At 65.3% G+C, this 22,277-nt stretch carries 28 protein-coding genes; 19 read left to right on the top strand and 9 right to left on the bottom strand.

Annotation, left to right across the window (positions count from 1 at the left end):
- Positions 1-4: 4 nt before the first annotated feature.
- From NS1_RS05845 to NS1_RS05830, 4 genes are all read left to right on the top strand, one after another.
- A complete protein-coding gene (locus tag NS1_RS05845; RefSeq protein ID WP_056818387.1) occupies positions 5-190 on the top strand; it encodes a type Z 30S ribosomal protein S14 in 186 nt (61 codons plus the stop codon).
- A 72-nt stretch (positions 191-262) separates the two neighbouring features.
- Positions 263-811 carry a DUF6973 domain-containing protein gene (locus NS1_RS05840; protein WP_169812751.1) on the top strand — a complete coding sequence of 183 codons (549 nt, stop codon included), beginning with the start codon at positions 263-265 and terminating at the stop codon, positions 809-811.
- A gap of 55 nt (positions 812-866) precedes the next feature.
- A complete protein-coding gene (locus tag NS1_RS05835) occupies positions 867-1,361 on the top strand; it encodes a hypothetical protein (protein ID WP_062982413.1) in 495 nt (164 codons plus the stop codon).
- Between the two features lie 59 nt (positions 1,362-1,420).
- A complete protein-coding gene (locus NS1_RS05830) occupies positions 1,421-1,606 on the top strand; it encodes a type Z 30S ribosomal protein S14 (protein WP_056818387.1) in 186 nt (61 codons plus the stop codon).
- Between the two features lie 97 nt (positions 1,607-1,703).
- Here the strand turns inward: NS1_RS05830 and NS1_RS05825 are convergent, their stop codons facing one another.
- The 3 genes from NS1_RS05825 to NS1_RS05815 are packed head-to-tail and all read right to left on the bottom strand — an operon-like array spanning position 1,704 to position 3,005.
- Positions 1,704-2,105: a PIN domain nuclease gene (locus tag NS1_RS05825; RefSeq protein ID WP_062982411.1), complete on the bottom strand. Its 402-nt coding sequence runs from the start codon at positions 2,103-2,105 to the stop codon at positions 1,704-1,706.
- On the bottom strand, positions 2,102-2,539 hold the full coding sequence (locus tag NS1_RS05820; protein ID WP_062982409.1) for a type II toxin-antitoxin system VapB family antitoxin: 438 nt from the start codon (positions 2,537-2,539) through the stop codon (positions 2,102-2,104). The genes NS1_RS05825 and NS1_RS05820 overlap by 4 nt, the downstream gene beginning before the upstream one ends.
- A 25-nt stretch (positions 2,540-2,564) precedes the next feature.
- Complete coding sequence (locus NS1_RS05815) at positions 2,565-3,005, bottom strand: DUF7832 domain-containing protein (RefSeq protein ID WP_062982407.1); 441 nt, start codon at positions 3,003-3,005, stop codon at positions 2,565-2,567.
- A 154-nt stretch (positions 3,006-3,159) separates the two neighbouring features.
- On the opposite strand from NS1_RS05815, the gene NS1_RS05810 reads away from it, so the two are divergent.
- Positions 3,160-3,372 carry a hypothetical protein gene (locus tag NS1_RS05810; protein ID WP_062982405.1) on the top strand — a complete coding sequence of 71 codons (213 nt, stop codon included), beginning with the start codon at positions 3,160-3,162 and terminating at the stop codon, positions 3,370-3,372.
- Here the strand turns inward: NS1_RS05810 and NS1_RS05805 are convergent.
- A complete protein-coding gene (locus NS1_RS05805; protein ID WP_255284439.1) occupies positions 3,365-4,924 on the bottom strand; it encodes an alpha/beta hydrolase in 1,560 nt (519 codons plus the stop codon). The two genes, NS1_RS05810 and NS1_RS05805, sit on opposite strands and share 8 nt — an antisense overlap.
- A 360-nt stretch (positions 4,925-5,284) precedes the next feature.
- On the opposite strand from NS1_RS05805, the gene NS1_RS05800 reads away from it, so the two are divergent.
- From NS1_RS05800 to map, 10 genes are all read left to right on the top strand, one after another.
- Positions 5,285-6,016 carry a YoaK family protein gene (locus NS1_RS05800; RefSeq protein WP_255284438.1) on the top strand — a complete coding sequence of 244 codons (732 nt, stop codon included), beginning with the start codon at positions 5,285-5,287 and terminating at the stop codon, positions 6,014-6,016.
- Positions 6,017-6,285: 269 nt separating this feature from the next.
- Positions 6,286-6,684, top strand: a complete 399-nt coding sequence (gene rpsH, locus NS1_RS05795; RefSeq protein WP_056818383.1) for a 30S ribosomal protein S8 — start codon at positions 6,286-6,288, stop codon at positions 6,682-6,684.
- Between the two features lie 15 nt (positions 6,685-6,699).
- Positions 6,700-7,239: a 50S ribosomal protein L6 gene (gene rplF / locus NS1_RS05790; protein ID WP_062982403.1), complete on the top strand. Its 540-nt coding sequence runs from the start codon at positions 6,700-6,702 to the stop codon at positions 7,237-7,239.
- 2 nt (positions 7,240-7,241) lie between these two features.
- Positions 7,242-7,649: a 50S ribosomal protein L18 gene (gene rplR / locus NS1_RS05785; protein WP_056818379.1), complete on the top strand. Its 408-nt coding sequence runs from the start codon at positions 7,242-7,244 to the stop codon at positions 7,647-7,649.
- Positions 7,650-7,680: 31 nt separating this feature from the next.
- Positions 7,681-8,340: a 30S ribosomal protein S5 gene (gene rpsE / locus NS1_RS05780; protein ID WP_056818377.1), complete on the top strand. Its 660-nt coding sequence runs from the start codon at positions 7,681-7,683 to the stop codon at positions 8,338-8,340.
- Position 8,341: 1 nt separating this feature from the next.
- Positions 8,342-8,521 carry a 50S ribosomal protein L30 gene (gene rpmD, locus NS1_RS05775; RefSeq protein ID WP_056819257.1) on the top strand — a complete coding sequence of 60 codons (180 nt, stop codon included), beginning with the start codon at positions 8,342-8,344 and terminating at the stop codon, positions 8,519-8,521.
- Between the two features lie 2 nt (positions 8,522-8,523).
- On the top strand, positions 8,524-8,967 hold the full coding sequence (gene rplO / locus NS1_RS05770) for a 50S ribosomal protein L15 (RefSeq protein WP_056818375.1): 444 nt from the start codon (positions 8,524-8,526) through the stop codon (positions 8,965-8,967).
- A gap of 155 nt (positions 8,968-9,122) precedes the next feature.
- Entirely contained in the window at positions 9,123-10,445 is a 1,323-nt protein-coding gene (gene secY / locus NS1_RS05765; protein WP_062982401.1) for a preprotein translocase subunit SecY, read from the top strand.
- Positions 10,442-10,987, top strand: coding sequence for an adenylate kinase (locus NS1_RS05760; RefSeq protein ID WP_056818371.1), 546 nt, complete (start codon positions 10,442-10,444; stop codon positions 10,985-10,987). The genes secY and NS1_RS05760 overlap by 4 nt, the downstream gene beginning before the upstream one ends.
- 26 nt (positions 10,988-11,013) lie before the next feature.
- On the top strand, positions 11,014-11,811 hold the full coding sequence (map, locus tag NS1_RS05755; protein ID WP_062982399.1) for a type I methionyl aminopeptidase: 798 nt from the start codon (positions 11,014-11,016) through the stop codon (positions 11,809-11,811).
- Positions 11,812-11,823: 12 nt separating this feature from the next.
- Here map and dtd read toward each other — a convergent pair whose 3' ends face one another.
- Both dtd and NS1_RS05745 read right to left on the bottom strand, forming a co-directional pair.
- Positions 11,824-12,267, bottom strand: coding sequence for a D-aminoacyl-tRNA deacylase (dtd, locus tag NS1_RS05750; protein WP_062982815.1), 444 nt, complete (start codon positions 12,265-12,267; stop codon positions 11,824-11,826).
- Positions 12,268-12,436: 169 nt separating this feature from the next.
- A complete protein-coding gene (locus NS1_RS05745) occupies positions 12,437-13,936 on the bottom strand; it encodes a hypothetical protein (RefSeq protein WP_255284437.1) in 1,500 nt (499 codons plus the stop codon).
- Positions 13,937-14,193: 257 nt separating this feature from the next.
- Between NS1_RS05745 and NS1_RS05740 the strand changes: the two genes are divergently transcribed.
- From NS1_RS05740 to NS1_RS05730, 3 genes are all read left to right on the top strand, one after another.
- Positions 14,194-16,086 (top strand): hypothetical protein, encoded by a 1,893-nt coding sequence (locus tag NS1_RS05740; RefSeq protein ID WP_062982395.1) that lies wholly within the window; start codon positions 14,194-14,196, stop codon positions 16,084-16,086.
- Positions 16,083-16,880 carry an ESX secretion-associated protein EspG gene (locus tag NS1_RS05735; RefSeq protein WP_062982393.1) on the top strand — a complete coding sequence of 266 codons (798 nt, stop codon included), beginning with the start codon at positions 16,083-16,085 and terminating at the stop codon, positions 16,878-16,880. The genes NS1_RS05740 and NS1_RS05735 overlap by 4 nt, the downstream gene beginning before the upstream one ends.
- Before the next feature lie 126 nt (positions 16,881-17,006).
- Positions 17,007-17,324, top strand: a complete 318-nt coding sequence (locus NS1_RS05730) for a WXG100 family type VII secretion target (RefSeq protein WP_157125111.1) — start codon at positions 17,007-17,009, stop codon at positions 17,322-17,324.
- A gap of 12 nt (positions 17,325-17,336) precedes the next feature.
- Here NS1_RS05730 and NS1_RS05725 read toward each other — a convergent pair whose 3' ends face one another.
- The 3 genes from NS1_RS05725 to NS1_RS05715 are packed head-to-tail and all read right to left on the bottom strand — an operon-like array spanning position 17,337 to position 18,666.
- Positions 17,337-17,783, bottom strand: a complete 447-nt coding sequence (locus tag NS1_RS05725; protein WP_062982389.1) for a TY-Chap domain-containing protein — start codon at positions 17,781-17,783, stop codon at positions 17,337-17,339.
- Entirely contained in the window at positions 17,780-18,265 is a 486-nt protein-coding gene (locus NS1_RS05720; RefSeq protein WP_062982387.1) for a DUF6301 family protein, read from the bottom strand. Before NS1_RS05720 ends, NS1_RS05725 begins: the two co-directional genes overlap by 4 nt.
- 17 nt (positions 18,266-18,282) lie before the next feature.
- Positions 18,283-18,666: a hypothetical protein gene (locus NS1_RS05715; protein WP_062982385.1), complete on the bottom strand. Its 384-nt coding sequence runs from the start codon at positions 18,664-18,666 to the stop codon at positions 18,283-18,285.
- Between the two features lie 314 nt (positions 18,667-18,980).
- Here NS1_RS05715 and NS1_RS41305 point away from each other — a divergent pair.
- Positions 18,981-22,277 (top strand): WXG100-like domain-containing protein (locus NS1_RS41305; RefSeq protein ID WP_444980720.1); only part of this gene is annotated, 3,297 nt, incomplete at its 3' end.

Genomic DNA, 22,277 nt, shown 5'->3' with positions numbered 1-22,277 from the left:
GCACATGGCTAAGAAAGCACTGCGCATCAAGGCGGAGGCCAAGCCTAAGTTCGCCGTCCGCGCCTACACCCGCTGCCAGCGTTGCGGTCGCCCGCACGCGGTCTACCGCAAGTTCGGCCTGTGCCGTATCTGCGTCCGCGAAATGGCGCACCGCGGTGAGCTCCCGGGCGTGCACAAGAGCTCCTGGTGAGCTTGCGCTCGGAGTGAGCGCTGCCGTCTAGGCGAATAACGAAGTAGGGCACGGACTCTCGATGGAGAGTCCGTGCCCTCGCGCGTTAAGAAGCCCATTTCCCACGACGAACGTCTCGCGGTGATGGTGAGGCTACCGAGTCCCGCATCTCCGAGAGTTGGGCGTTGTAGGTGCGTTGAAGGGTTGGATCAGAACAGACAGCCGGGGAAGGTGGAGGACCAGTACGACGGGAATTTCCAGGATAACCACGCCGACGCTTTCCGGCACGCATATTGGAACGCAATGCTAACCGAGGAGTTCGGCGCGGAGTGGACCGAGGAGTACACATCCAAGCATGAGGGCCGAGAAGATAACCGTATGAGTCGTGAGGCTATGGATCTGTACAACAATGAACTCGGCCGAAGAATTGCGACTGAGAATCCGGGCCTCAGTTCTGTTGGATTGCAGAACAAGATCATTGAATCGTGGAACCATGGTGATGGGGTCGTGATCGATCAGAACGGCAACCTCGCCAGGCCGAAGGGAACCACTCTCGGGTACGAACCACCTACCGAGTTGATTGATCAGCAGCAGTCACTGCCAGGCTCCCTGATTCCGGACAACAAGCCGTCTCCCAAATGACCTGGACCGCGTGTGTCGAAACCGCATAGGAGTATCGGTGCGTACTAGGAAACGGATGAGGGGCCTGCTGCTGGCCTTCGTTGCGACTGCAGCCTTCGCCCCGACCGCCGGGTGTGGTTCCGCATCGAACGGTGAGCAAATCACCGTTCAGGACGAGAACCCTGCATTGACGACGGCGTTCGCTCGACTTTTGGACGAAAGGAGAAGCGCCCGGCTAGGCGATATCGTCGCATCATCCGGTGCCCAGATCGGTCCGTGGGATCGTATGTACAGCTTCAACTCTCCCAACACGAGTGACAAACTCAATCGAACCCTGGGAACAGATGGAGCAAAGTGGAACGGGTTGCATACCCACTCCGAATCTACAACACAGGTGTTCGTGCACGATGGCAAAGTTGTCCTTGCCTACGACGACAGGGAACGGGGACCGATTGTCAAGCGGCTGACCTATGCCACACCGGACTCGATCGTGAGTCCGAAGGCGGCTGTAACTAAAGGCATCGGCGGCGACCAGACTATCTGGTACCTGGAGGTACAGGGATTCTCGTGAGCGAGCGCTCCCTGAAGCGCCGGCTATTCCATCGGCCTTCGACAAGGAGAACTGAGCACATGGCTAAGAAAGCACTGCGCATCAAGGCGGAGGCCAAGCCTAAGTTCGCCGTCCGCGCCTACACCCGCTGCCAGCGTTGCGGTCGCCCGCACGCGGTCTACCGCAAGTTCGGCCTGTGCCGTATCTGCGTCCGCGAAATGGCGCACCGCGGTGAGCTCCCGGGCGTGCACAAGAGCTCCTGGTGAGCTTGCGCTCGGAGTGAGCGCTGCCGTCTAGGCGAATAACGAAGCAGGGCACGGACTCTCGACCGAGAGTCCGTGCCCTGCCGCGTTCATGGTGATCTCAGTCGATGCGTTGAAGGGGCTGCCCGGTGAGACGGCCGATAGTCTCGAAGTCCGAATCCGCGTGCAGCACAGTCAATTTGTGGTGTGAGGCGGTCACCGCGACGAGTAGATCGATCGGACTCGTGCACTGATGCCAGCGCTTCTCGGCGAGGCGATCCCGCAGTTGCGCGGCATCCTCCCAGCAGGAATCGGGCATCGAGAAGTAGGGAAAGATCTCGTGCAGCAGACTGGCTGCCTCGTAGTAAGCGGGACGCCCTCCAGCGGCGCGTAGGTGCTCCTGGCGAACAGGTTCGCAGATCCCCAGCAGACCGGAACTGGCCAGCTGATCCCATTGCGCACCGGTCTGGCCTCGAAAGAATCGCACCAGGGCGCTGGTGTCGGCGAGGAACCGTTCGGTCACGCCGCCGACTCATGACCTGGGCATGCAGGCTCGGTTTCCGGTAGATCGATCTCGCCACTGGCTACCATCGCCCGCATCCGGGCGATCGCCTCAGCTCGGCGCCGACGATCGATGATCTCGCGCAACGCGGCGTTGACAGTGTCCTTCTTGGTCGTTGTCCCCAGGTATCGAGCCGCCTCGGCTAGCCGGTCGACCCGAAGGAACGGATCTCCAGGGCGTAGTCCGGTCGGCGGGTGCCACCGGCTAGTTCGGCGAAGTTCGAAGTACCGGGTGTTCACAGCGACAAACTCTGACCACGGCATGGTGATCGGGAACGGGTAGGCGATGGTGATTTCGGTGGAGTCGGTCGGCGACCAAGCGCCGACCAGGAAACTGTTGGCCTTGTGGAGCGGTGACTCAGGCAGGTCGGGGCGCTGGGGAGGCGCGTTCGTCATGGCTCGATGATGGGCGCGGGGTCGGTCAGTGTTCGTGGTGGCGGGTCCATTCGGTCCAGGCCTCGTCGAGCAGTGGTGCGACGGCTTCGTAGGTTGCCCAGGTGTCGGGTGCGTGGTAAATGGTTTCGTGGCGGGCTATTTGGGGGACGTATTCGTAGGTGCGCAGGTAGGCGCGGTAGGCGGCGTCGGCGAAAGCTCGGCCGCGGGGGTTGAGGTCGCCGAGGTTGAGTTCACCGCAGCAGTGGTCGAGCAGGTAGCGGCCGGGTGTTTTGGTGCGGTTGAACAAGGCCACCAGCTCCGGTCGGGGTTGTTGCTCCGGTTCGCCCCAGACGGGCACGGTCGGCGAGTGCAAGTCGTTGGCGACTGCCCACGCGTAGAAGATTCCGATGTGCGTGGCGCCTGCTTCGGTGTCGAGACCCAGTTCCGATGTCGAGTCCGAATGCCATCCGCAATCGTCGTAGGTCATGTGCTGCCCCCTCGTGATTTGTGTCCTGAAAGGCTAGCTGCTGCGAGGTAGTTCGCGCCCGCGCACATTTCCAGGGACTGTGGGATATCACGGACTTTGGATGAAATGTGCACATTTCACTCCATTGGTGGGGGTGGGTGTGTTCTCTTGGCGCATGAAGAAGTTCGCCACAGTCGCTGTTCTTTCCGTCGCGCTCCTCGGGGCGCCTGGTGTTGCCTCCGCCGCCCCCAGCGCCGGTTCCGGGTCCGGGGGTGGATCGGGGTCCTCGGAGACGCAGTTGATCTGCTCACCGATCGCGCAGTTGTTGTTCTCCACGGGCAGCGTGGAGAAGCCGCCGCTCTACGACCTGCTCTGCCTGTTCAGCTGAACGGTGAGCGGTCGATTCCGCAGCTGACGCCGGCGGGCGGGAGTTGGGCGGTGAACAGGTAGTCGCGTTTGAGGTGTTCGGCGCAGGTGCTCTGGACGTACATGGAGCTGTGGCCCGCGCCTTCGATGACGACTACCTGGGCCCGGTTCAGTTGGGCCGCACCGGCTTTGGCGCCCTGTAGCGGGGTGGCCGGGTCGTATCGGCTGTTGAGGACGAGGATCGGGGCGGCGGTTTCGCGGTTCCACGGGCCGGTGTAGCGGTCTCGGTCCTCGGCCTGCCAGAAGGCGCAGGGGGTGGCGTTGAAGACGGCGGTTCGGCCGAAGTAGCGCGACTGCAGGTCTTCGGCGGCGGCTACTCTGCTGTAGACGGCGGGATCGGTGGGGACGGTGCTGTCGGAGCATTGGATCGTGTAGAAGGCCTCGACGCGGTTAGCGGGGTGGTTCTCGGCGAACAGGGCGTCGGGGACCCGGGCGGGAAGCACCGTTGCCGCGTCGAAGAGGCTTTGGAGGAAAGTCGCCAGGTCGGGGTAGGTCTCGGGGCGGGAGAGGCTGCCCGCGGCGCTCACTATCTGGGAGAAGGTCCACGGGGTGCCGTCGACCGTGATCGGGGCGAGGCGTGCTCGTTCGGCCAGTGCTACCCACTTGAGTTTCGGGTCGCCCTCGGCGAACGCGCAGCGTGGGCCCGCGGCGGAGCAGTCACGCAGGAAGGTGTCGAAGGTTTCGGCGATGCCCGCGGCCACGCCCTGGCGGGTATCGAGGGGCAGGTTCACACCGTCGGTGCCGTGGCCGTTGACATTCCCCTCGAAGTCGAGGGAACCGTCGAGCGCCATCGCGCGGACCCGGCCGGGGAACATGTTGGCGTAGACCGCGCCGACCTGGGTGCCGTAGGAGATGCCGTGGTAGGTCAGGGATTCGTCACCGACCGCCCGGCGTAACAGGTCCAGGTCGCGGGCGGTGTTCGCGGTGGAGGCGTGCTGCAGGATCGGACCCGCGTTCTCGGCGCAGCGGGCGGCGATATCGGCGGAGGCGGCGAAGAACGCGGGCTCGTCGCGCGGATCGGTGGGGGTGCCGGGGAAGGAACCCAGGTACGCGTCCTGCTCGGCGGCGCTGGAGAAGCACTGTGTGCCCGCGCTGCGCGAGACCGAGCGTGGATCCCAGGAGACCAGGTCGAACCGGGCGCGCAGTTCGTCGGAGAACAGCCACGGCCAGCGGGCCCGTTCGCGGAGACGGTCGACGCCGGACGGGCCCGGCCCACCGAAGTTGACGAACAGTGTTCCGATGCGCCGAGCGGGATCGGACGCGGGCAACTTGATGACAGCCAGGTCGATCTGGGCGGCCTGCGGGCTGTTGTAGTCCAGCGGCACCTGAGCTAACGCGCACTCGAATCCGTCCGCGCAACCCTCCCACCCCAGCGTCGGGGTGGCCGCCGCTTCGGCGAGCTGGTCGACGTAGGGATCGGCCGAAGCACGCGCGGGTGTGACGAGCGCGCCGATCCCGAGCAGTACGGCGAGCAGATAAGCCGAGCCCCGGCGGCGCGCACAGTGGGAAGACAACGGCAGAGCCTCCTGCGCAGATCCGACGAACCTCGCGAAGCTACCACACTCGTGAGCAGCGCTTACGAACGCAAAGTGGTTGGTATCGAACACAATTCGATCGGTGGTGGGGATCGGCCGCCACCCTGCGGCGGCATCGTCGCAGGTCCCGCGTGCGCGTAGGCGGAATTGATTTAGAATTCTCGGTTACTTCGGCATTACCGGCACCTCATAATCCTGTGTCTTTCCCGAGAATGTGATCTCCGAGCTGGTAGGAATTTTATTTCGTGGCTACTGTCGAGGTCGTTGCGCGACAATGCAGCGTGCAGATGGGCGTCAGTGTCGATCCCTTGCCGGAGTAAATGCAGAGGATGTGAAATAGTGACTCTGACCACAGGAAACAAGCCTAGTGATGTGGCCCACCGGGTGACGCTACGTGGGATTCCCGCGGGCGCGATGCCGATGGTGGCATTTCTTTCGATATTGGCCGGATTTATCGGCGCCGCCGCATATACGCATTCCGCCGGATATTTCGTGACATTCATGACCGGTAATACCGAGCGCGCCGTTCTCGGCTGGTTCGACAATGATCAACTGCTGGCCACCGGTGCTATTACGCTGCTCTTCTCGTTCGGACTCGGCGTGTTCGTGGCCTCGATGCTCCGGCGGCGGCTGTGGCGCAGTGGCCACTACGGGGCGTCCGTGGTGACCACCGTGGCGCTCGCCGTGGCCGCGGTCGTCGACTACGCCCTCGACCGCACCGGCGGGCAGGACGTGGGGTTCATCCCGATCGCGTTCGTCGCCTTCGCGGTGGGTGCGCTCAACACCGCGTTCGTCAAGAACGGCGAGACCAGCGTTCCGCTCAGCTACGCCACCGGAACGGTCGTGAAGCTGAGTCAGGGCATCGAAAGCCACGTCAGCGGCGGTAGCTCGCGCGATTGGCTCGGCTACGGCCTGCAGTACGCGGCCTTCGCCGTCGGCGCCCTGCTCGGTGGCTTGATGAGCATGGTGGTGGGCGGTGAGATGATGTTGATCGTCGCCGCCGGTGTCTCGGCCTCGGCGATCCTGATCACCTACAAGACGGGCGCGAAGGCCGATCACACGGCCGCGTGACGGATATCGCCCCGGTTCGTCGCCCCCCGGGTTTGGTCCTGACCACGGCATTGCCTACACTAGAGCGGTTGCCTGGGCAGATCTGTGTCCGCTGCGCGCTCCGGCGCGAGTGGGACCGTGCCAGGCGCCGAGAGCTCGCAAGAGAACTCATCCGGTCGGCAAGTGCCGACCGGACCAGCCGAATTGTTGTAGGCCCACGATCACCTGCGCGCGAGCGTGCGGGAGATGTTGTATGGGAACCGCAGCGAGAAAGGTGTCGAGGTCTAACCATGACCATGACTGATCCGATCGCAGACTTCTTGACGCGTCTGCGCAACGCCAACTCGGCGTACCACGATCAGGTGAAGGCGCCCCACTCGAAGATCAAGGTGAACATCGCCGAGATCCTCAAGCGTGAGGGCTACATCGCCGATTACCGCACCGAAGACGCGACCGTTGGCAAGGCCATCGTCGTCGATCTGAAGTACGGCCCCAGCCGTGAGCGCAGCCTGCAGGGCCTGCGTCGCGTCTCGAAGCCGGGTCTGCGTGTGTACGCGAAGTCCACCAACCTGCCCAAGGTCCTCGGCGGCCTCGGCGTGGCGATCATTTCCACGTCGACCGGTCTGCTCACCGACCGTCAGGCGGCCAAGCAGGGCGTCGGGGGCGAAGTCCTCGCCTACGTCTGGTAAGGGAGGTCAGGACTAATGTCGCGTATTGGTAAGAAGCCCATCGAGATTCCGGCCGGCGTCGACGTCAACATCGACGGCCAGGTTGTCACGGTCAAGGGGCCCAAGGGCACCCTGTCGCACACCGTGGCCGAGCCCATCATCGTCACCAAGGGTGAAGGTAATGAGCTCGAGGTTGCTCGTCCCAACGACGAGCGCGCGAACCGTTCGCTGCACGGCCTTTCCCGCACCCTGATCGCCAACATGATCGAGGGTGTCACCAAGGGCTACGAGAAGAAGATGGAAATCTTCGGCGTCGGTTACCGCGTTCAGGCCAAGGGTTCGAACCTCGAGTTCGCCCTCGGTTACAGCCACCCGGTGCCGATCGAGGCCCCGGCAGGCATCACCTTCGCGGTGGAATCGCCCACCAAATTCTCGGTGTCCGGAATCGACAAGCAGGCGGTCGGTCAGATCTCCGCTGTGATCCACGGACTGCGTAAGCCCGACCCGTACAAGGGCAAGGGCATCCGCTACGCCGGCGAGGTCGTTCGCCGCAAGGTCGGAAAGACGGGTAAGTGATCATGGCGCAAACTGCTAACCAGAAGGCCAAGCGGATTCCGCTCGGCAAGGATGCTTCGACGAAGCGTCGTCTGTCGAAGACTCGCCGTCACTTCCGTCTTCGTAAGAAGGTCGAAGGCACCACCGAGCGTCCGCGCCTGGTGGTCAACCGCTCCGCGCGCCACCTGCACGCTCAGCTGATCGACGACTCGGTGGGCAAGACCATTGCCGCCGCTTCCTCGATCGAGGCCGACGTGCGTGCGTTCGAAGGTGACAAGTCCGCCAAGGGCGCGAAGGTCGGTCAGCTGATCGCCGAGCGTGCCAAGGCTGCCGGTGTCGAGGCGGTCGTGTTCGACCGTGGTGGTCACGACTACCACGGCCGTATCGCGGCGCTGGCCGATGCCGCTCGCGAAGGCGGGCTGAAGTTCTGATGACCATTATTTCCAACGGAAGGAACGTCTGATGCCGGGACGTCAGCGGCGCGACGGCGGCGGCGGACCCGCCGGACCGAACAGCAACAACAACAGCAACGCCGGTGGCCCCGAGGGCAACCGTCGTGGCGGTGGCGATCGTCGCGGTGGTAACGACCGTGGCGGTAACGCGGCCGAGAAGAACCAGCTCGAGCGCGTCGTCGCGATCAACCGTGTCTCCAAGGTCGTGAAGGGTGGTCGTCGCTTCAGCTTCACCGCCCTCGTGATCGTCGGTGACGGCAACGGTCTGGTCGGCGTCGGCTACGGCAAGGCCAAGGAAGTTCCCGCGGCCATCCAGAAGGGTGTCGAGGAGGCTCGTAAGAGCTTCTTCCGCGTCCCGATGATCGGCTCGACCATCGTCCACCCGGTTCAGGGTGAGGCGGCGGCCGGTGTGGTCATGCTGCGTCCGGCTTCGCCCGGTACCGGTGTGATCGCCGGTGGTGCGTGCCGTGCCGTGCTCGAATGTGCCGGTATCCACGACATTCTGTCGAAGTCGCTCGGTAGCGACAATGCGATCAACGTCGTTCACGCGACAGTTGCCGCGCTCAAGATGCTCCAGCGTCCCGAAGAGGTTGCCGCGCGTCGCGGTCTGCCGATCGAGGATGTCGCTCCGGCGGGCATGCTGCGTGCGCGTGCAGGACAGGGAGCCTGACATGGCTGATCTCAAGGTGACTCAGATCAAGAGCACGATCGGTGCCAAGTCGAACCAGCGCGACAGCCTGCGGACGCTTGGTCTGCGGAAGATCCGCCAGTCGGTGGTTCGTGAGGACAACGCTCAGAACCGCGGTCTGATCAACGTCGTGCGCCACCTCGTAACAGTTGAGGAGGTCTAGACATGACCATCAAATTGCACCACCTGCGTCCCGCCCCTGGCTCCAAGACCGAGAAGACCCGTGTGGGTCGCGGTGAAGGTTCCAAGGGTAAGACCGCCGGTCGCGGTACCAAGGGCACCAAGGCACGCAAGAACGTCCCCGCGGCGTTCGAGGGTGGCCAGATGCCGCTGCACATGCGTCTGCCGAAGCTTCGCGGCTTCACCAACCGCTTCCGGGTCGAGTACCAGGTCGTCAACGTTGGCCGCATCGCTGAGCTGTTCCCGCAGGGCGGCACCATCGGTAAGGCCGAGCTTGTCGAGGCCGGCGCCGTTCGCAAGAACGAGCTGGTCAAGGTTCTCGGCGACGGCGAGATCGGTGTCGCCATCCAGGTGACCGCCGACAAGGTGACCGGCTCCGCCAAGGAGAAGATCACCGCAGCCGGTGGCACTGTCACCGAACTGGCCTGACGGTACTCTGAAGAGCAGTCGACACCGGACGAGTGGCAAACTCGTCCGGTGTCACTGTTAGAGTTCAGTCGTTGGCTGCCAACACTTGTCATGGGCTGACGTTTCCGTAAAACCGATGTCGCATGGCATGACCATGTCGTTCGCCAGGAGGATTTGTGCTTTCCGCCTTCGTATCGGCCTTCCGGACTCCGGACTTACGGCGGAAGATTCTCTTCACGCTGGGGTTGATCGCGCTGTACCGGCTGGGTGCCGCGCTGCCGTCCCCCGGCGTCGACTACCAGAACGTCCAGGAATGCGTGAAGGTGGTCTCCGGCGGTGAATCCGCCGGCATCTACCAGCTCATCAACCTGTTCTCCGGTGGCGCGCTCCTGCAGCTGTCGGTGTTCGCGATCGGCATCATGCCGTACATCACCGCGAGCATCATCATCCAGCTGCTGACCGTCGTCATCCCGCGGTTCGAGGAACTGCGCAAGGAAGGCCAATCGGGCCAGACCAAGATGACGCAGTACACCAGGTATCTGTCGGTCGCCTTGGCGGTCCTGCAGGCTACCGGCCTGGTCGCGCTCGCCTCTCGTGGTCAGCTACTGCAGGGCTGCAACGAGCCGATCCTCGCCGACACCAGCATCTTCGGCATGATCATCATCGTCCTCGTGATGACCGCAGGCGCCTCGCTGGTCATGTGGTTCGGCGAGCAGATCACCGAGCGCGGTGTCGGTAACGGCATGTCGCTGCTCATCTTCGCCGGTATCGCGGCCCGGCTGCCCCTCGACGGCAAGCGGATTCTCGACTCCGATGGTGGCCTGATCTTCGGCGCGGTGTGCGTCGCCGTGCTGGTGATCCTGGTGGCCGTGATCTTCGTCGAACAGGGTCAGCGCCGGATTCCGGTGCAGTACGCCAAGCGCGTCGTCGGTCGCAAAATGTACGGCGGTTCATCGACGTACCTGCCGTTGAAGGTCAACCAGGCCGGTGTCATCCCGGTGATCTTCGCGTCCTCGCTGCTCTACCTCCCGAACCTGATCGCTCAGCTGACCGGGTCGAGCACGGCCCAGGATCCGAGCTGGTGGCAGGAGATCATCCAGAAGTACCTGGTGAATCCGGGCAACCCGGTCTACATCGCGATCTACTTCGGTCTGATCGTGTTCTTCACCTACTTCTACGTCGCGATCACCTTCAACCCGGAGGAACGCGCGGATGAGATGAAGAAGTTCGGCGGCTTCATTCCCGGTTACCGTCCGGGCAAGCCGACCGCCGACTATCTGAACTACGTACTGAGCCGCATCACCCTGCCTGGCTCGATCTACCTCGGTATGGTCGCCGTTCTCCCGAATCTGTTCCTTGACATGGGTGCCAATGGCGGAGCGGCGAACCTGCCGTTCGGCGGTACCGCGGTGCTCATCATGGTCAGCGTGGGTCTCGACACGGTCAAGCAGATCGAGAGCCAGCTGATGAATCGAAATTACGAAGGGTTCCTCAAGTGAGAGTTGTTCTGCTCGGTCCGCCGGGTGCCGGCAAAGGTACTCAGGCCGTCCTGCTGTCAGAGAAGCTGGGCGTTCCGCACATCTCCACCGGAGACCTCTTCCGCGCGAATATCAGCCAGCAGACCGCCCTCGGGCGTGAGGCACAGAAGTACATGGACGCGGGCGACCTGGTACCCAGCGACGTCACCAACCGCATGGTCGAGGCCCGCGTCGGCGAGCCCGATGCCGCGAACGGTTTCGTGCTCGACGGTTACCCCCGCACGGTCGACCAGGCCGACGCGTTGAAGAAGATCCTCGAGCACAACGGCACCACACTCGACGCCGTGCTGTGCTTCGTGGTCGCCGAGGACACCGTGGTCGAGCGCATGCTCGCCCGTGGGCGCGCCGACGACACCGAGGACGTTATCCGCAACCGGCTGCGGGTCTACCGTGAGGAGACCGAGCCGCTGCTCGAGCACTACGACGGTCTGGTCGTGACCGTCGACGGCATCGGCGAAGTCGATGAGGTCAACGGCCGGGCGCTCGCGGCGCTCGGTCAGTAATCAGCGGATCGGAGTACTGAGGCCGGATGGTCTTCACCCGTAAGAAGAAGGTCGTGCCGTTCCGTTCGGCGGGCGAGCTGGATGCCATGCAGGCAGCCGGCGCGATCGTCGGCGCCACGCTGGTCGCCGTTCGCGCGGCGGCCAAGCCCGGCGTTTCGACGCTGGAGCTCGACGAGGTCGCCGAGGCCACTATCCGTGACTCGGGCGCTGTCCCGTCGTTCAAGGGTTATCACGGCTTCCCCGGCTCGATCTGTTCTTCGGTCAACGACCGTGTGGTCCACGGGATCCCCTCGGCGAGTGAGATTCTCACCGAGGGCGATCTCGTGTCCATCGACTGCGGCGCCATCCTCGACGGCTGGCACGGCGACTCGGCGTGGACGTTCGGCATCGGCAACATCATCGAGGCCGATCAGCTGCTGAGCGAGGCCACCAAGCTCTCGATGGAGGCCGGCATCGTGGCGATGCTGCCGGGCAACCGGCTCACCGATGTCTCGCACGCCATCGAGCTGGGCACACGCGCGGCCGAGCAGGCACACGGTCGTCAGTACGGCATCGTCGACGGTTACGGTGGCCACGCCATCGGGCGCGAGATGCACATGGATCCGTTCCTGCCCAACGAAGGCGCGCCCGGTAAGGGCCCGCGCCTGGTGGTCGGTTCGGTGTTGGCGATCGAGCCGATGCTGACTCTTGGCACCACCGACACCAAGACTCTCGATGACGACTGGACCGTGGTCACCACCGACGGTTCGCGCGCCGCGCACTGGGAGCACAGCGTCGCGGTGACCGAGGACGGGCCGCGCATTCTCACCCTGCGCCCGGAGTAGTCGCCGACGAAGTCAGCCTTCGAGCAGAACGGTGATCGGGCCGTCGTTGGTGAGTTCGATCTGCATGTGCGCGCCGAATTTTCCGGTGGCCACGGTGGCGCCCAGTTCACGAAGTGTTTCAGCGAAGGTGTCGACGAGGGGTTCGGCGAGCGAGCCGGGAGCGGCGGCGTTCCAGGAGGGGCGCCTGCCCTTGGCGGTGTTGGCGTAGAGGGTGAACTGGCTGACCACCAGGATGGGGGCGTCCAGGTCGGCGGCGGAGCGTTCACCATCGAGGATTCGCAGGCGATATGTCTTGTCGGCCAAGGCTTTCGCGTTGGCGTCGGTGTCGGTGTGGGTGGCGCCGACGAGGGCGAGTAGACCGTGGGGGACACCGGTGGCCGCCGGGTCGATGCGTCCGACGATCTGATCGTCGACGCTGACCTGGGCACTGGTCACACGCTGCAGCAGTACTCGCACGACTCCGATCATGCCGGGTGGTCGTCCTCCACGTCGTTTCGGGGCGGCATATCCGTTCCAGCGGTGTGAAGTACCGCCGCCAGGATCAAGCGGTACGCGGGACGCGACTCCTGACACGACGAAGCCGCTGCCTCCCGGTGGGGAGGCAGCGGCTTTTCGCTGCGACGGGTCAGTCCTTGCCGAAGAAGAGAATATTCGGGCCGTAGTCGGTGAGCGGGGCCTTCTCCGCGGCCTGGCGGATGCCGGCGCCGGGGAGCTCGGTGACCTTGGCGAACATTTCGGCATTACCGAAGGCGGCTCTGACCTGGGTTTCTGAGGCGTAGTCGGCGCCGTAGTCGGCCAGAGTCGCGAAATCCAGTGGGGCCAGCGGGGCGTCGAGAGGCGCCTGACCGGCGGGTCTGCCGAGAGCCGCGTACTGGGTGGCGATGCCGTTGTCGTAGAGGCACAGTTCGTAGGAGATCTTCTCGATGGTGGCGACGGTGAGGACCGGCCATTTCTTCGAGAGAGCAACGGCGAGTGGGTGTTTGCCGAGTGCGCCGATCTCCCAGTTCAGGCTCTTCACCGAAATCCAGCTGCCGGAGGACTTCTCGACGAGCACCACATCGGCACCGAGCTCGGTGTCGAGGTTGGTCTTGGGTTCCTTGACGCCCCAATGCTTGTCGTGCACGCCGGCGAATCGCCCGGCGTCGACAGGTTCCGCTTTGTCCTGTGCGTACGCGGCGACGATGGCGGTGCGGACCTGGTCGAGCGCGTCCGGCGCCGAGCACCGCACGGCGATCGCACCGTAGGTCGCCGAGATCTCCACCGGCCGCGAGGGCGGTTCCGGCATCGCCCCTGCCGCGAGGGGCTTGAGGCCGACGAGCGCCAACCGCCAGTTGATCTCGTCGATCGTGGCCAGGTCGCCGCCCGACTGGTACAGAATCTGCTGCTGAGTCAGCCGCCCCGCGCGTTCCAAGGTCGGCGCGCCCAGCTTGATCAACGCCTGGGTGGTCTTGACCGTGAGATCCAGTTCCTCGACCCGGGTTTCCCGCAATTTCGCGGTACTCGCTGTCGTGGTCACCTCGGAATACAACGCGCGATAGCTCGCGATGGCCTGCTTGCGCGAGCGCCCCACCATCAGCGTGCGCAGCAGGGTACTGAGGCTCGCCAGATACTTCCCTGGCTGCTCGGACGCGCGCGCGTACATTCCCGCCCGAATCCGCACCGCCGACTCACTCGCCGCCACCGCCGCATCGTGATCGAGCCGCATCAACCACACGCCACACTTGGACAGCCCATCGGCGCACATGGCCGAAACATCGGGATAGTCCTGCGCGACCTGCCGATACGCCGAACAGGCGCTGCGAATGGTGTTCGTCGCGAGCTGCCGATGCCCGACCAACCGCGTCGCCTGCTCGAACAACCGCAACGCGTCCTGCAACGCACCCGCGTACTCGTAGGAGACGTACCCGCCGACCAGCCAGTGCAGCCGGATCGCCACCGCTTCCTGCGCGGGCTCCAACGCCTCCGCCGTGCGATCGCGCCCCGACGGATCGTCCCTGGTCGCCAGTAGGCCCTGCGCCAGCTCGGTCAAGGAACCGGCCAAGCGAAGGTAGTCGTCGGCGTGCTGGCTGCGGGTGTTGGCGCGATTGGCTGCCACGCGCCGTTCGAGGCCGCTCAGGTCGGTCATGAGCAGTTCCATCGCGACGTCAAAGCTGGGGCCCTATCGTTCGTTCGTTCATGGCCGTCCTGTGGCCGCTAGCGCTTCGATCGAGTCTGTCACAAATCGGTGTCAGCCGTCGGATCGTTCGCCGGAACCGTCTGTTCATCAGGGATCGACACCGGTGTTTCCTTGCTGCTGTGCATATTTCGCATTGCTCACTAGAATGCGAGGCGATCGAGTCGACTGCGAGGGTCGGCGGTGGGGTGCTGCGAGGAGCGGTTGGCGTGGGCGATTCTCCCTTCGAGGGGCTGGCAGACAAGGCGAAGATCAAGGTCGAAACGGGTGCCGCGCTGGATGCCGCCAAGGCATGCAGTACGGCGATCGAAGTGATCAAGGGCTGTCGAGGCCTGATCGAGAGCAGGCAGCTCAACGTCTTCACGATGTCCAAGCTCGGCGGGGCCGAGGTCTACGCCCCGGAGAGATTGCAGCCCCGGTTCGTCACCGAAGCCACCGAGTGTAAAGACACTCTCGGCAAGTTCATCGACTCGCTGGTGGACATGGTCGATATGTTCAAGGCCGCGGGTGACAAATACACCGGCACCGATGAACTCTCGGCATCCGAACTGTCGACGCTGAAACAGAAGAAGACCGACCTCGGCGGCGTGTCGTCGACACCTGGCGCCAAGGACATGTCGGGCGCGGTCAAGAACGCGGGTACCTACAACCCCGCGAACCAGGACATCGAAACGCGCGACGGCAAGATCTATGTCCAGCACAACGACGATATCGACAAAGCCAGCGTTCCCAAGGACGTGACGGCCAAGCCCGAACCGGTCGAGGGGGAGATCCCGTATCGGGAACCGTCGAGCATGGGCTGGGGCGATCTGTACGACCTGGGCTACCGCATCGGCTGGACCGAGATCACCGAAGACGCGCCGGTCTGGGGCACGATGGCCAGCCAGCTCGAGGGCGCCGCCTACGACCTGAGCCAGGCGATGCAGACGATCACCTCGACCAAATGGGAGAGCCAGGGCGGCGAAAGTGCTCTGACCGCTGTGCAGGGGTTCTCCAAGTCGGTCTCCGATCTCGCCGGGTCGTTCAAATTGATGCAGGCGAACCTGCAATACACCGCGGACTGGTTGTATGCGACCAACTCCTGCATGCCGGTCTCGCGCGACGAGGGCTGTGGTGACGATGTCGGCGAAGTCCAGGAGCTCTATCGCAAGCACTACATCGACGGGCTGAAGCAGACCCAGAAGATGTTTCCGGCAGAGGTCGCACCCGCTGCTCCGAAGGGGGCCATCGGACCACCACCGCCGCCGCCGAAGAAGGAAGAGGACAACGGCGGCCAACAGAACAACGGTGGCCAGCAGTCCGGCGGTGGCCAGCAGTCCGGCGGTGGTCAACAGTCCGGCGGTGGTCAGCAGTCGAGTGGTGGCCAGCAGGCCGGCAGTCAGCAACAGGGAAGCACCCAGCCATCGGCCGGGTTCATGGCGGCACAGCAAGAATTGGCGAATCAGGGGAAGGGCACAGGTCAGAGCGGTTCCGGTGGCGCATCAGGGTCCGGCTCGGGAACCGGTACGGGGACGGGAACCGGCGGAACCGGCAACGGCGCTATCGCCGGAACGGGAAGCTCGACCGGTAGTTCCGGCTCGGACATGATGTCCTCGCTGATGTCGACCATCTCCGGGGTTGTCTCCTCGCTCACCCAAGCGCTGCCGAGCGTCACCCAGGCCCTGCAGCAAATCGCCTCGACCGACTTGTCCGCGGCCACGCCCGACCTGTCCCAGCTCACTTCGCTGCTCGACCAGTTCCCCGATCTGGCGACCGCGATCTCGGAATCGCCCGAGTTCGCGCAGCTGATGGAATCCAACCCCCAGTTGCAGTCCGTCGCGGAGCAGCTCGGTCTCACGGTCGAGGAACCGGCGGAGCCGGTGGCAGTGGCCGGTCTCCCGGCCGAGGAAGCGGTCGCATCCGGGGCGGGGACGGCCTTCCCGCGCGCCTCGCTGCCGAGCCTGCCTGATTTCAGCTCGCTCGGTGATCTCGTGGAACCGGTGATCGCGGCCAGTACCGGGGTGCCGGTGGAGCCGGTCGGGGTGGGCGCCGAGGTCACCCACGGCGGCGAGGTCACCGAGGGCGCCAGTGCCGCCCACGCGCGTCCGGCGGCCGACGCATGACCCGTACCTGGGAATTCACCGATGTCGAGTTCAAGGTGCTGTGGGATCGGCTGGTCGGCGGTCACATGCCGCGTCCGCTGAGTTTCCTGTCCACCACCATGCTGATGTACGACTTCGATCAGGAGAAGTACGACACCTGGCAGCGCCTGCAATCCGACATCGATCCCGGGCTGCGCACGGCGCTGGACGTGCTGGCGCGTCCGGATGTCTATCTGCGGCTGCGGGCTTGGAACGACCGCGAGCGCGACGACGCGCAGCGGTGGGTCAAAGCCCGTGCGGCACGGGCAGGTGCCAACGGCTATGTGATCCGCCAGTTGCCCGGTGCGACACCGGCTCACAGCGGTGGATTCATCCTGACCGATTGTGGCCCATACGGTCTCACCGAGTCGATCCTCGACATGATGCCGAAGGTCGGGCCTGCCAAGGGTGGAGTGATACCACTGGTCACCGATAAGCAACCCGATCAGGACCCCTACGCGTCACGCGCCTCGATGGTGTTCGAGGAAGCCGACACCGGCATCGCGCGCCGCAGCGCGGAATTCTTCGAGGTTCCCGCCGACCGCACCGGCACCATCAATATTCTGCAGAACCAGTCCATGTTCGGTTCGCGTGGCATGCATCGCGACATCCTGGTGTGGCGTGATCTCCCCGGCGACGGCCGCTACGTCATCGAACTTCCCAACGAAAACCCCACCGCCACACCGATGTCGCGGACCGACCTGGCCGACAAGGTCGACGCGTCGATCGAGCGCATGATGTCGCGGGTGGAATCACACTGGGAGGCAAGCACTTAGGGGACCGGCTCGAACCCGGCGTTCACAGCGTTGTCATCCGCGGTTCGTGCCATCGTGCGAGGCTGTTGCGCACGCGAATGAGTTGTGGTGTGCTCGAACGGCACCACTTGTGGAGGGATGAGCGCGATGACATTCGAATACGACGCCGACGACTTCCGGACCGCGGCCGGCAAGTCGCGCAATGTCAGCAACCAACTCAACGGCATCATCAACACGCTGAACAGTTCGCTGACCGGCCGTGGAAACGTCTGGGGCAACGACAAACTCGGCCGTTCCTTCAACAACGGACCAGGTGGCGACGACGGCTACGACTCCTCCTGGACCAACACCAGCGAGAACGTCAAGACCATGGCCACGTCCATGGGCGACTTCGCCGACGGCCAGACCGAAAGCGCCGACTACATCGACAAGATGGAAAAGGGCAACCGCGACGGCTTGACGTAGAAGCGCGGTCGGTCAACTCGCGTCCGGGATGCCGAGGCCGGGCAGATGCAGGTCGCTGTTTCCGGCACTCTCGACCCAGCCCTTGTAGGCCAGTGTCAGTGGGGAGCCGATGCCGAAGCCGTCGCGGAGCCCGACGACGGTGATCGCGGCGAGCCGCTGGTAGTCGTCGGTGTCGACCGGCCAGGGAAACTCGGTCCACCAGTTGCCCATATGAGCTTCGTCGGGGAGACGCCAGCCCGCTTCGGTGATCATTCGGATGCCGTCGCCGTCGGGGCGGAATTCGGGCTCGAGCCATTCGTCGCCGGTGAGTTCGGCCGACACCGCCTCTCCGGTCTTGCGGAACTGGGCGAAACGTCGTGCTCCCGGTGCTGCCGATTCACCGATCACCAGGACTGTGGTCTCGGGTGCGGCCGCGAGCTCGGCGGCGAGCCCATGTGCGAACCCGGTCCAGTCGGTCACAGCAGGCCCTGCTCGTCGAGCGCGATATTACGATCGTCGGCGGCCAGACGCGCATTGGTGACCAGATACAGCCACACCGAGGCGGCGGAGCGTTCGAGCACGACCGTGGCATCTGCCCCGGCCCACCGGTACTGCAGCGGCGGACCGGCGACGCGGGCTATCGGCTCGCCGAGCTTGGCGGTGATCGCCGCGGCGAAGCTGTCGAAAGCCGTTGCGACCTGCGCGTTCTCGCTCGCATCGGCGAAGTCGGTGAGTTGCAGCTCGATGCCGGTGACCTGGCCGTTCTTGGCACGGATCGTGCCGCTGTCCGGACCGAGTCCGGTGTCGAGCGTGATCCGCCGTGGTCGGCTGGAGACGGTGTGCCAACCGAACTTCTCGACGACTGCCGGGGCGTCGTCGAGGGACCACGACCAGTCGAGTGTGTGCAGTGCACCCGCCAGATCGGCTGCCTTGTCGGCGGGCATCGTGTGCCAGTTCGTCATTCGGTGCCTTTCCTCGGTCAGAAGTACGACAGGAACGCCGCGTCGAAATCGGGGTCGCGGGTGTCGAAGTTCTGGGGAGCGTAGTCGAGGGCGCGGACGTGTTCTACGAACTCGGTGGGGAGGACGAGGGCCTGCTCGGCGAGGTACTTCAGCGAGTCCTCGCGCCAGATCCAGATGCCGTCGGAGTACAGGGAGGGACCACCCTCGATGTCGGCGTCCCGGGTGAACAGGTCAGGAGATTCGCCCATGACGTCGAAGACGGCGCGGACCTTGCGCATGTAGTTCAGAATTCGGTCGCGGTCGTCCTCGACGGTGCCGGTGGGCGCGTCGAATACCGAGGGCAGTTCGTCGTGCCCGCGCTCGTACATCTCGCGGTACATGGCCACCGGCTTCAATTCCATTGCGTGCGTTCCGTTCTCGAATCATGGAGTCTGTGTCCGGCTCGGCGTGCTCGTCGCTGCGGAATGCCAGGTCGCGCCTGCGCTTCAAGTGCCGCCGACCCCGATCCTTCGCCCGCACCGGCTGGTCGTCAAGTCGCCCGCGCGGGGTTCGTTCCGGCTGCCTGGCGTTCATACTGTCGTCATCACGGATTCGTCGGTACCTGCCACTCTGTTGCGCAGGCGAACGAGTTGTGGTGTGCTCGACCGGGCATCACTATTGAGGGATGAGGGGCGATGGCGACGTTCACGGACTCGAGTTGGTGACGTAGCGCTCCATGATCGATCTCCCATCTGGGCTGCATTGGCTCTCGATTCTTGCCGGTATGGAGTGGCCGGAGGGCAATGAAGACGAGATGTGGGCCATGGCCGAGGACTGGCGCACGGCCGCGGACGGTCTTCGTGCACTGGTAGATGACGTCGATGCCGCCAAAGATGCTGCGTTCAAGGCATATCCGCAGGGCGACGGCGTCGAAGACATGCTCAAAGCCTTCGAGGGGATGGCCCGCGGCGACCAGTCGGTGACCAAGCTGGGCGAATTGTTCGACATCCTCGGTGACTCGGTGTATCAGACCGGCACCGAGATCGAATACACCAAGATCATGTTCCTGTCCTCGCTGGGCTTGCTGGCGCTGGAAATCGCTGCGGCGTGGATATTTCCGCCGACGGCGCCCGCGGTGGAGGCTGCCGCGATCGGCGTGACCCGCGTGGTGGCGCGGGGAATCTTCGGGCGCGTACTGGCCGCGATCCTGCGGCACGGCGCGAAGGCCGTGATCACCCGGGTCCTGAAGTTCATCGGCCAGCACGTGGCGATCGACACGGCGCTGGGCACCCTGCAGGAACTCGGCGCCCAGCAGTGGCAGGTCGATCAGGGCCACCGCAAGGAGGTCGACTGGAACCAGGTGAAGGCGGCCGCTGTCAGTTCCGCCGCCGGTGGTCTGGCGGCCGGTCCGTTCGGCCACTTCCTCGGCAAGCGGCTCGGCGACGGCATGTCGCCCTGGCTCAAGGGCGCGATCACCGGCACCGGTGCCGGTCTGGTCGGCGCGGGCGGCGGCATGCTCGGCCAATTCGGGTACGAGGGGATGACCCAGGGCTGGGATCAGGCATGGAACAACCTGAAGACCGCGGCATCCGACCCGCTCATGTGGAGTGCGGGCGCCACCAATGGCGGACTTTCGGGCCTGAACAAGGCCGGGGCGAACTCCGCGTGGTCGGCGATGAAGCCCGGGTTGTTCGAACGGCCCAGCTTCAGCTCGCAGGTTCGCGATGCCATGCCGGGCCACGACCTCGGAACATTCGGGCAGAACGACGGTGCGGGCGGCGACGGGTCGTCCAACCGTCCCGGTGGCGAGGGCGAGAACCGGGCGGGTGCCGACGAAGAGGGGACCGGGGCCGGTGGTGACGACGGCGTGCGCGCGGGTGCGGGCGATGACGCCATGGGCGGCGAGGGTTCCGGTGAGTCGCGGGCCGGTGCCGGTGACGACGGTCAGTCGATGCGCCCCGCCGGGAGCACGCAGTCGCCCGAGGGCGAAGCCCAAGGGCCGACGAATTCCGAAGAGGGACGGGCGAATCAGCAGTCCGGCGACGATCGCCAGTCCTCAGCCGATGGCGGCGCCGGTGCGGGGCGCCAGGAGTCCGAGCCCGAGGTGCAGGGTGGCGAATCGCAGGCCGGTGACGGCAGTCGTCAGGACGGCGGCAGCCGCGCCGACGGGGAAAGCCCTGCGGCACAGACGGATTCCGGTCAGGACAAGTCGCGGGTGGGCGAGGCCGAGCAGGCCGACGGCGCGAGCGTGGGCGAGGGGACGCGCACCGACGCGCAGTCGAGTGGTCAGCCGGTTACGCAGGTCAACGACACTCCGGCGACCAACCGGGACACCACAACACAGGCCGGGGCACCGATCGGTGCCGGTGTGGCAGGTGCCGGGCCCGCTGCGACGGCGGGGCCGTCGCCCGCTGCGACCGGTCAGGCGCCGGTCACCAATCAGGCAGCAACGCCGACGACCGGTCAGCCTGCCGCGAGTCCCACTCAATCTCATACTGCGCCAACACAATCGACCCCGGGTCAGCAGTCGACCCCGGGTCAGCAGTCGACGCCTGCCCAGGGGTCGCAGCCCGCTGCCCGTCCCGGTGTACAACCCGGATCCGACATTCGTTCCGGCGCACCGGAAGCCAGAGCCGACGGCCCGAGTGTCGACGAGTCGCGGGTGGCCGACCCACAGGGCACCGCCGAAGATTCCGGTGCGACGAGTCGACCTGATGGTGAAAGCCGCGCGGGGGTCGGTGAACAGCGCGGCGCCGGTATGGCCGAGACGCCGCTGCGGGGGCTGCAGGCCGCGCCGGGCGAAGCGCCGTCGACCCGTGCAGGCGAGCCCGAGGCTGCCGCCGAACGGACTCGTGCCGGGGATTCCGAGGTCAGGCCGGAGTCCGATCCGCTGGCCGACATCCCGCCGGTGGTGCCGATCGTCGGTGCGGATCCGGGCGCGAGTCCCCGACCGGGCCCGGAGACGAGTCGTCCCGGTCGACCGGGCGCCGACGACACCGCCTCGCCGCGGGACCGCACCGATTCCGGCGACGATCGCAGGCAGCCGCAGCCCGACGGCAACGACAGCGGTCCGGTCTACGACACCCAGTTGCCCAACGGCCAAGGCGTCGTACACCATCCGACCGGCACGGCCATCGGTGAGGATGCCCGCACGCACCGGGTGAGCGAGAACGTGCGCAACGACGGCTCCCACGACGTGGTCGTGCACGGGCGGCGCGACGGTTCGGTGACCCCGAGCAACGGGGACCCCGTCCACCCGCGCGACATCGTCGACGCGATCCGCAGCAACCCGAATTACGTTCCAGGAACACCGATCCGGCTGCTCTCCTGTCACGCGGGCAACAGCAAGGGCTGGGCGCAGTACATCGCCGACCAGCTCGGTGTCGATGTCACCGCGCCGACCGATCGAGTGGGTGTGCGGCGGGAGCCGGGCTCGGACCCGGTGATCGATCGCGGTGGCAAGTGGCGCACGTTCAGCCCCGAGTCCGCGACGACACCGAGCGATACACCCTCGCCCAGAACGGATTCCGATTCGTCCGATACTCGCGATCGCGACAGTCTCGACGGCGACGGTCCACCACTGGATCGCGAGCTCGTCGACTTCATGAGCGACCAGGACCCACCGACCCGCCCGGCCGCGATGTCGTTCCTCGAACCCGGAAACGGGACCGCCAACGCACCGTTCAGCCGGACGCCCGGTGTGGACGCGCATCTGCTCGGCGTGCTGGACCCGAACGACCCGATGGTGCAGACCGCGGGCGATCCGCCGCGGATCACCCATGTCGGCGGGGAGCCGATCGACGAGTTCTCCCACCGACTCAGCGAGGAGCGTGGCCAGGCGTTCATCGACGCGTCCACACCGGACGCGGCCCTGGTCGCCGACTACGAGCAGCACAAGGCCCAGCAGCAGGCGCTGGAAACCGCGAAGTCCGACAAGGGTCGGGCGGTGCGCGACGCCGCGATGGCTCTCAAGGACGCCCGGGCAGCACATACCCGCGCTCTCGAGGCCGCGGCGGACGCACGCAGCCGCGGC

It is taken from the genome of Nocardia salmonicida NBRC 13393 (assembly GCF_001613085.1).
GTDB lineage: Bacteria > Actinomycetota > Actinomycetes > Mycobacteriales > Mycobacteriaceae > Nocardia > Nocardia salmonicida.
This window is presented reverse-complemented; position numbering and strand designations above follow the sequence as displayed.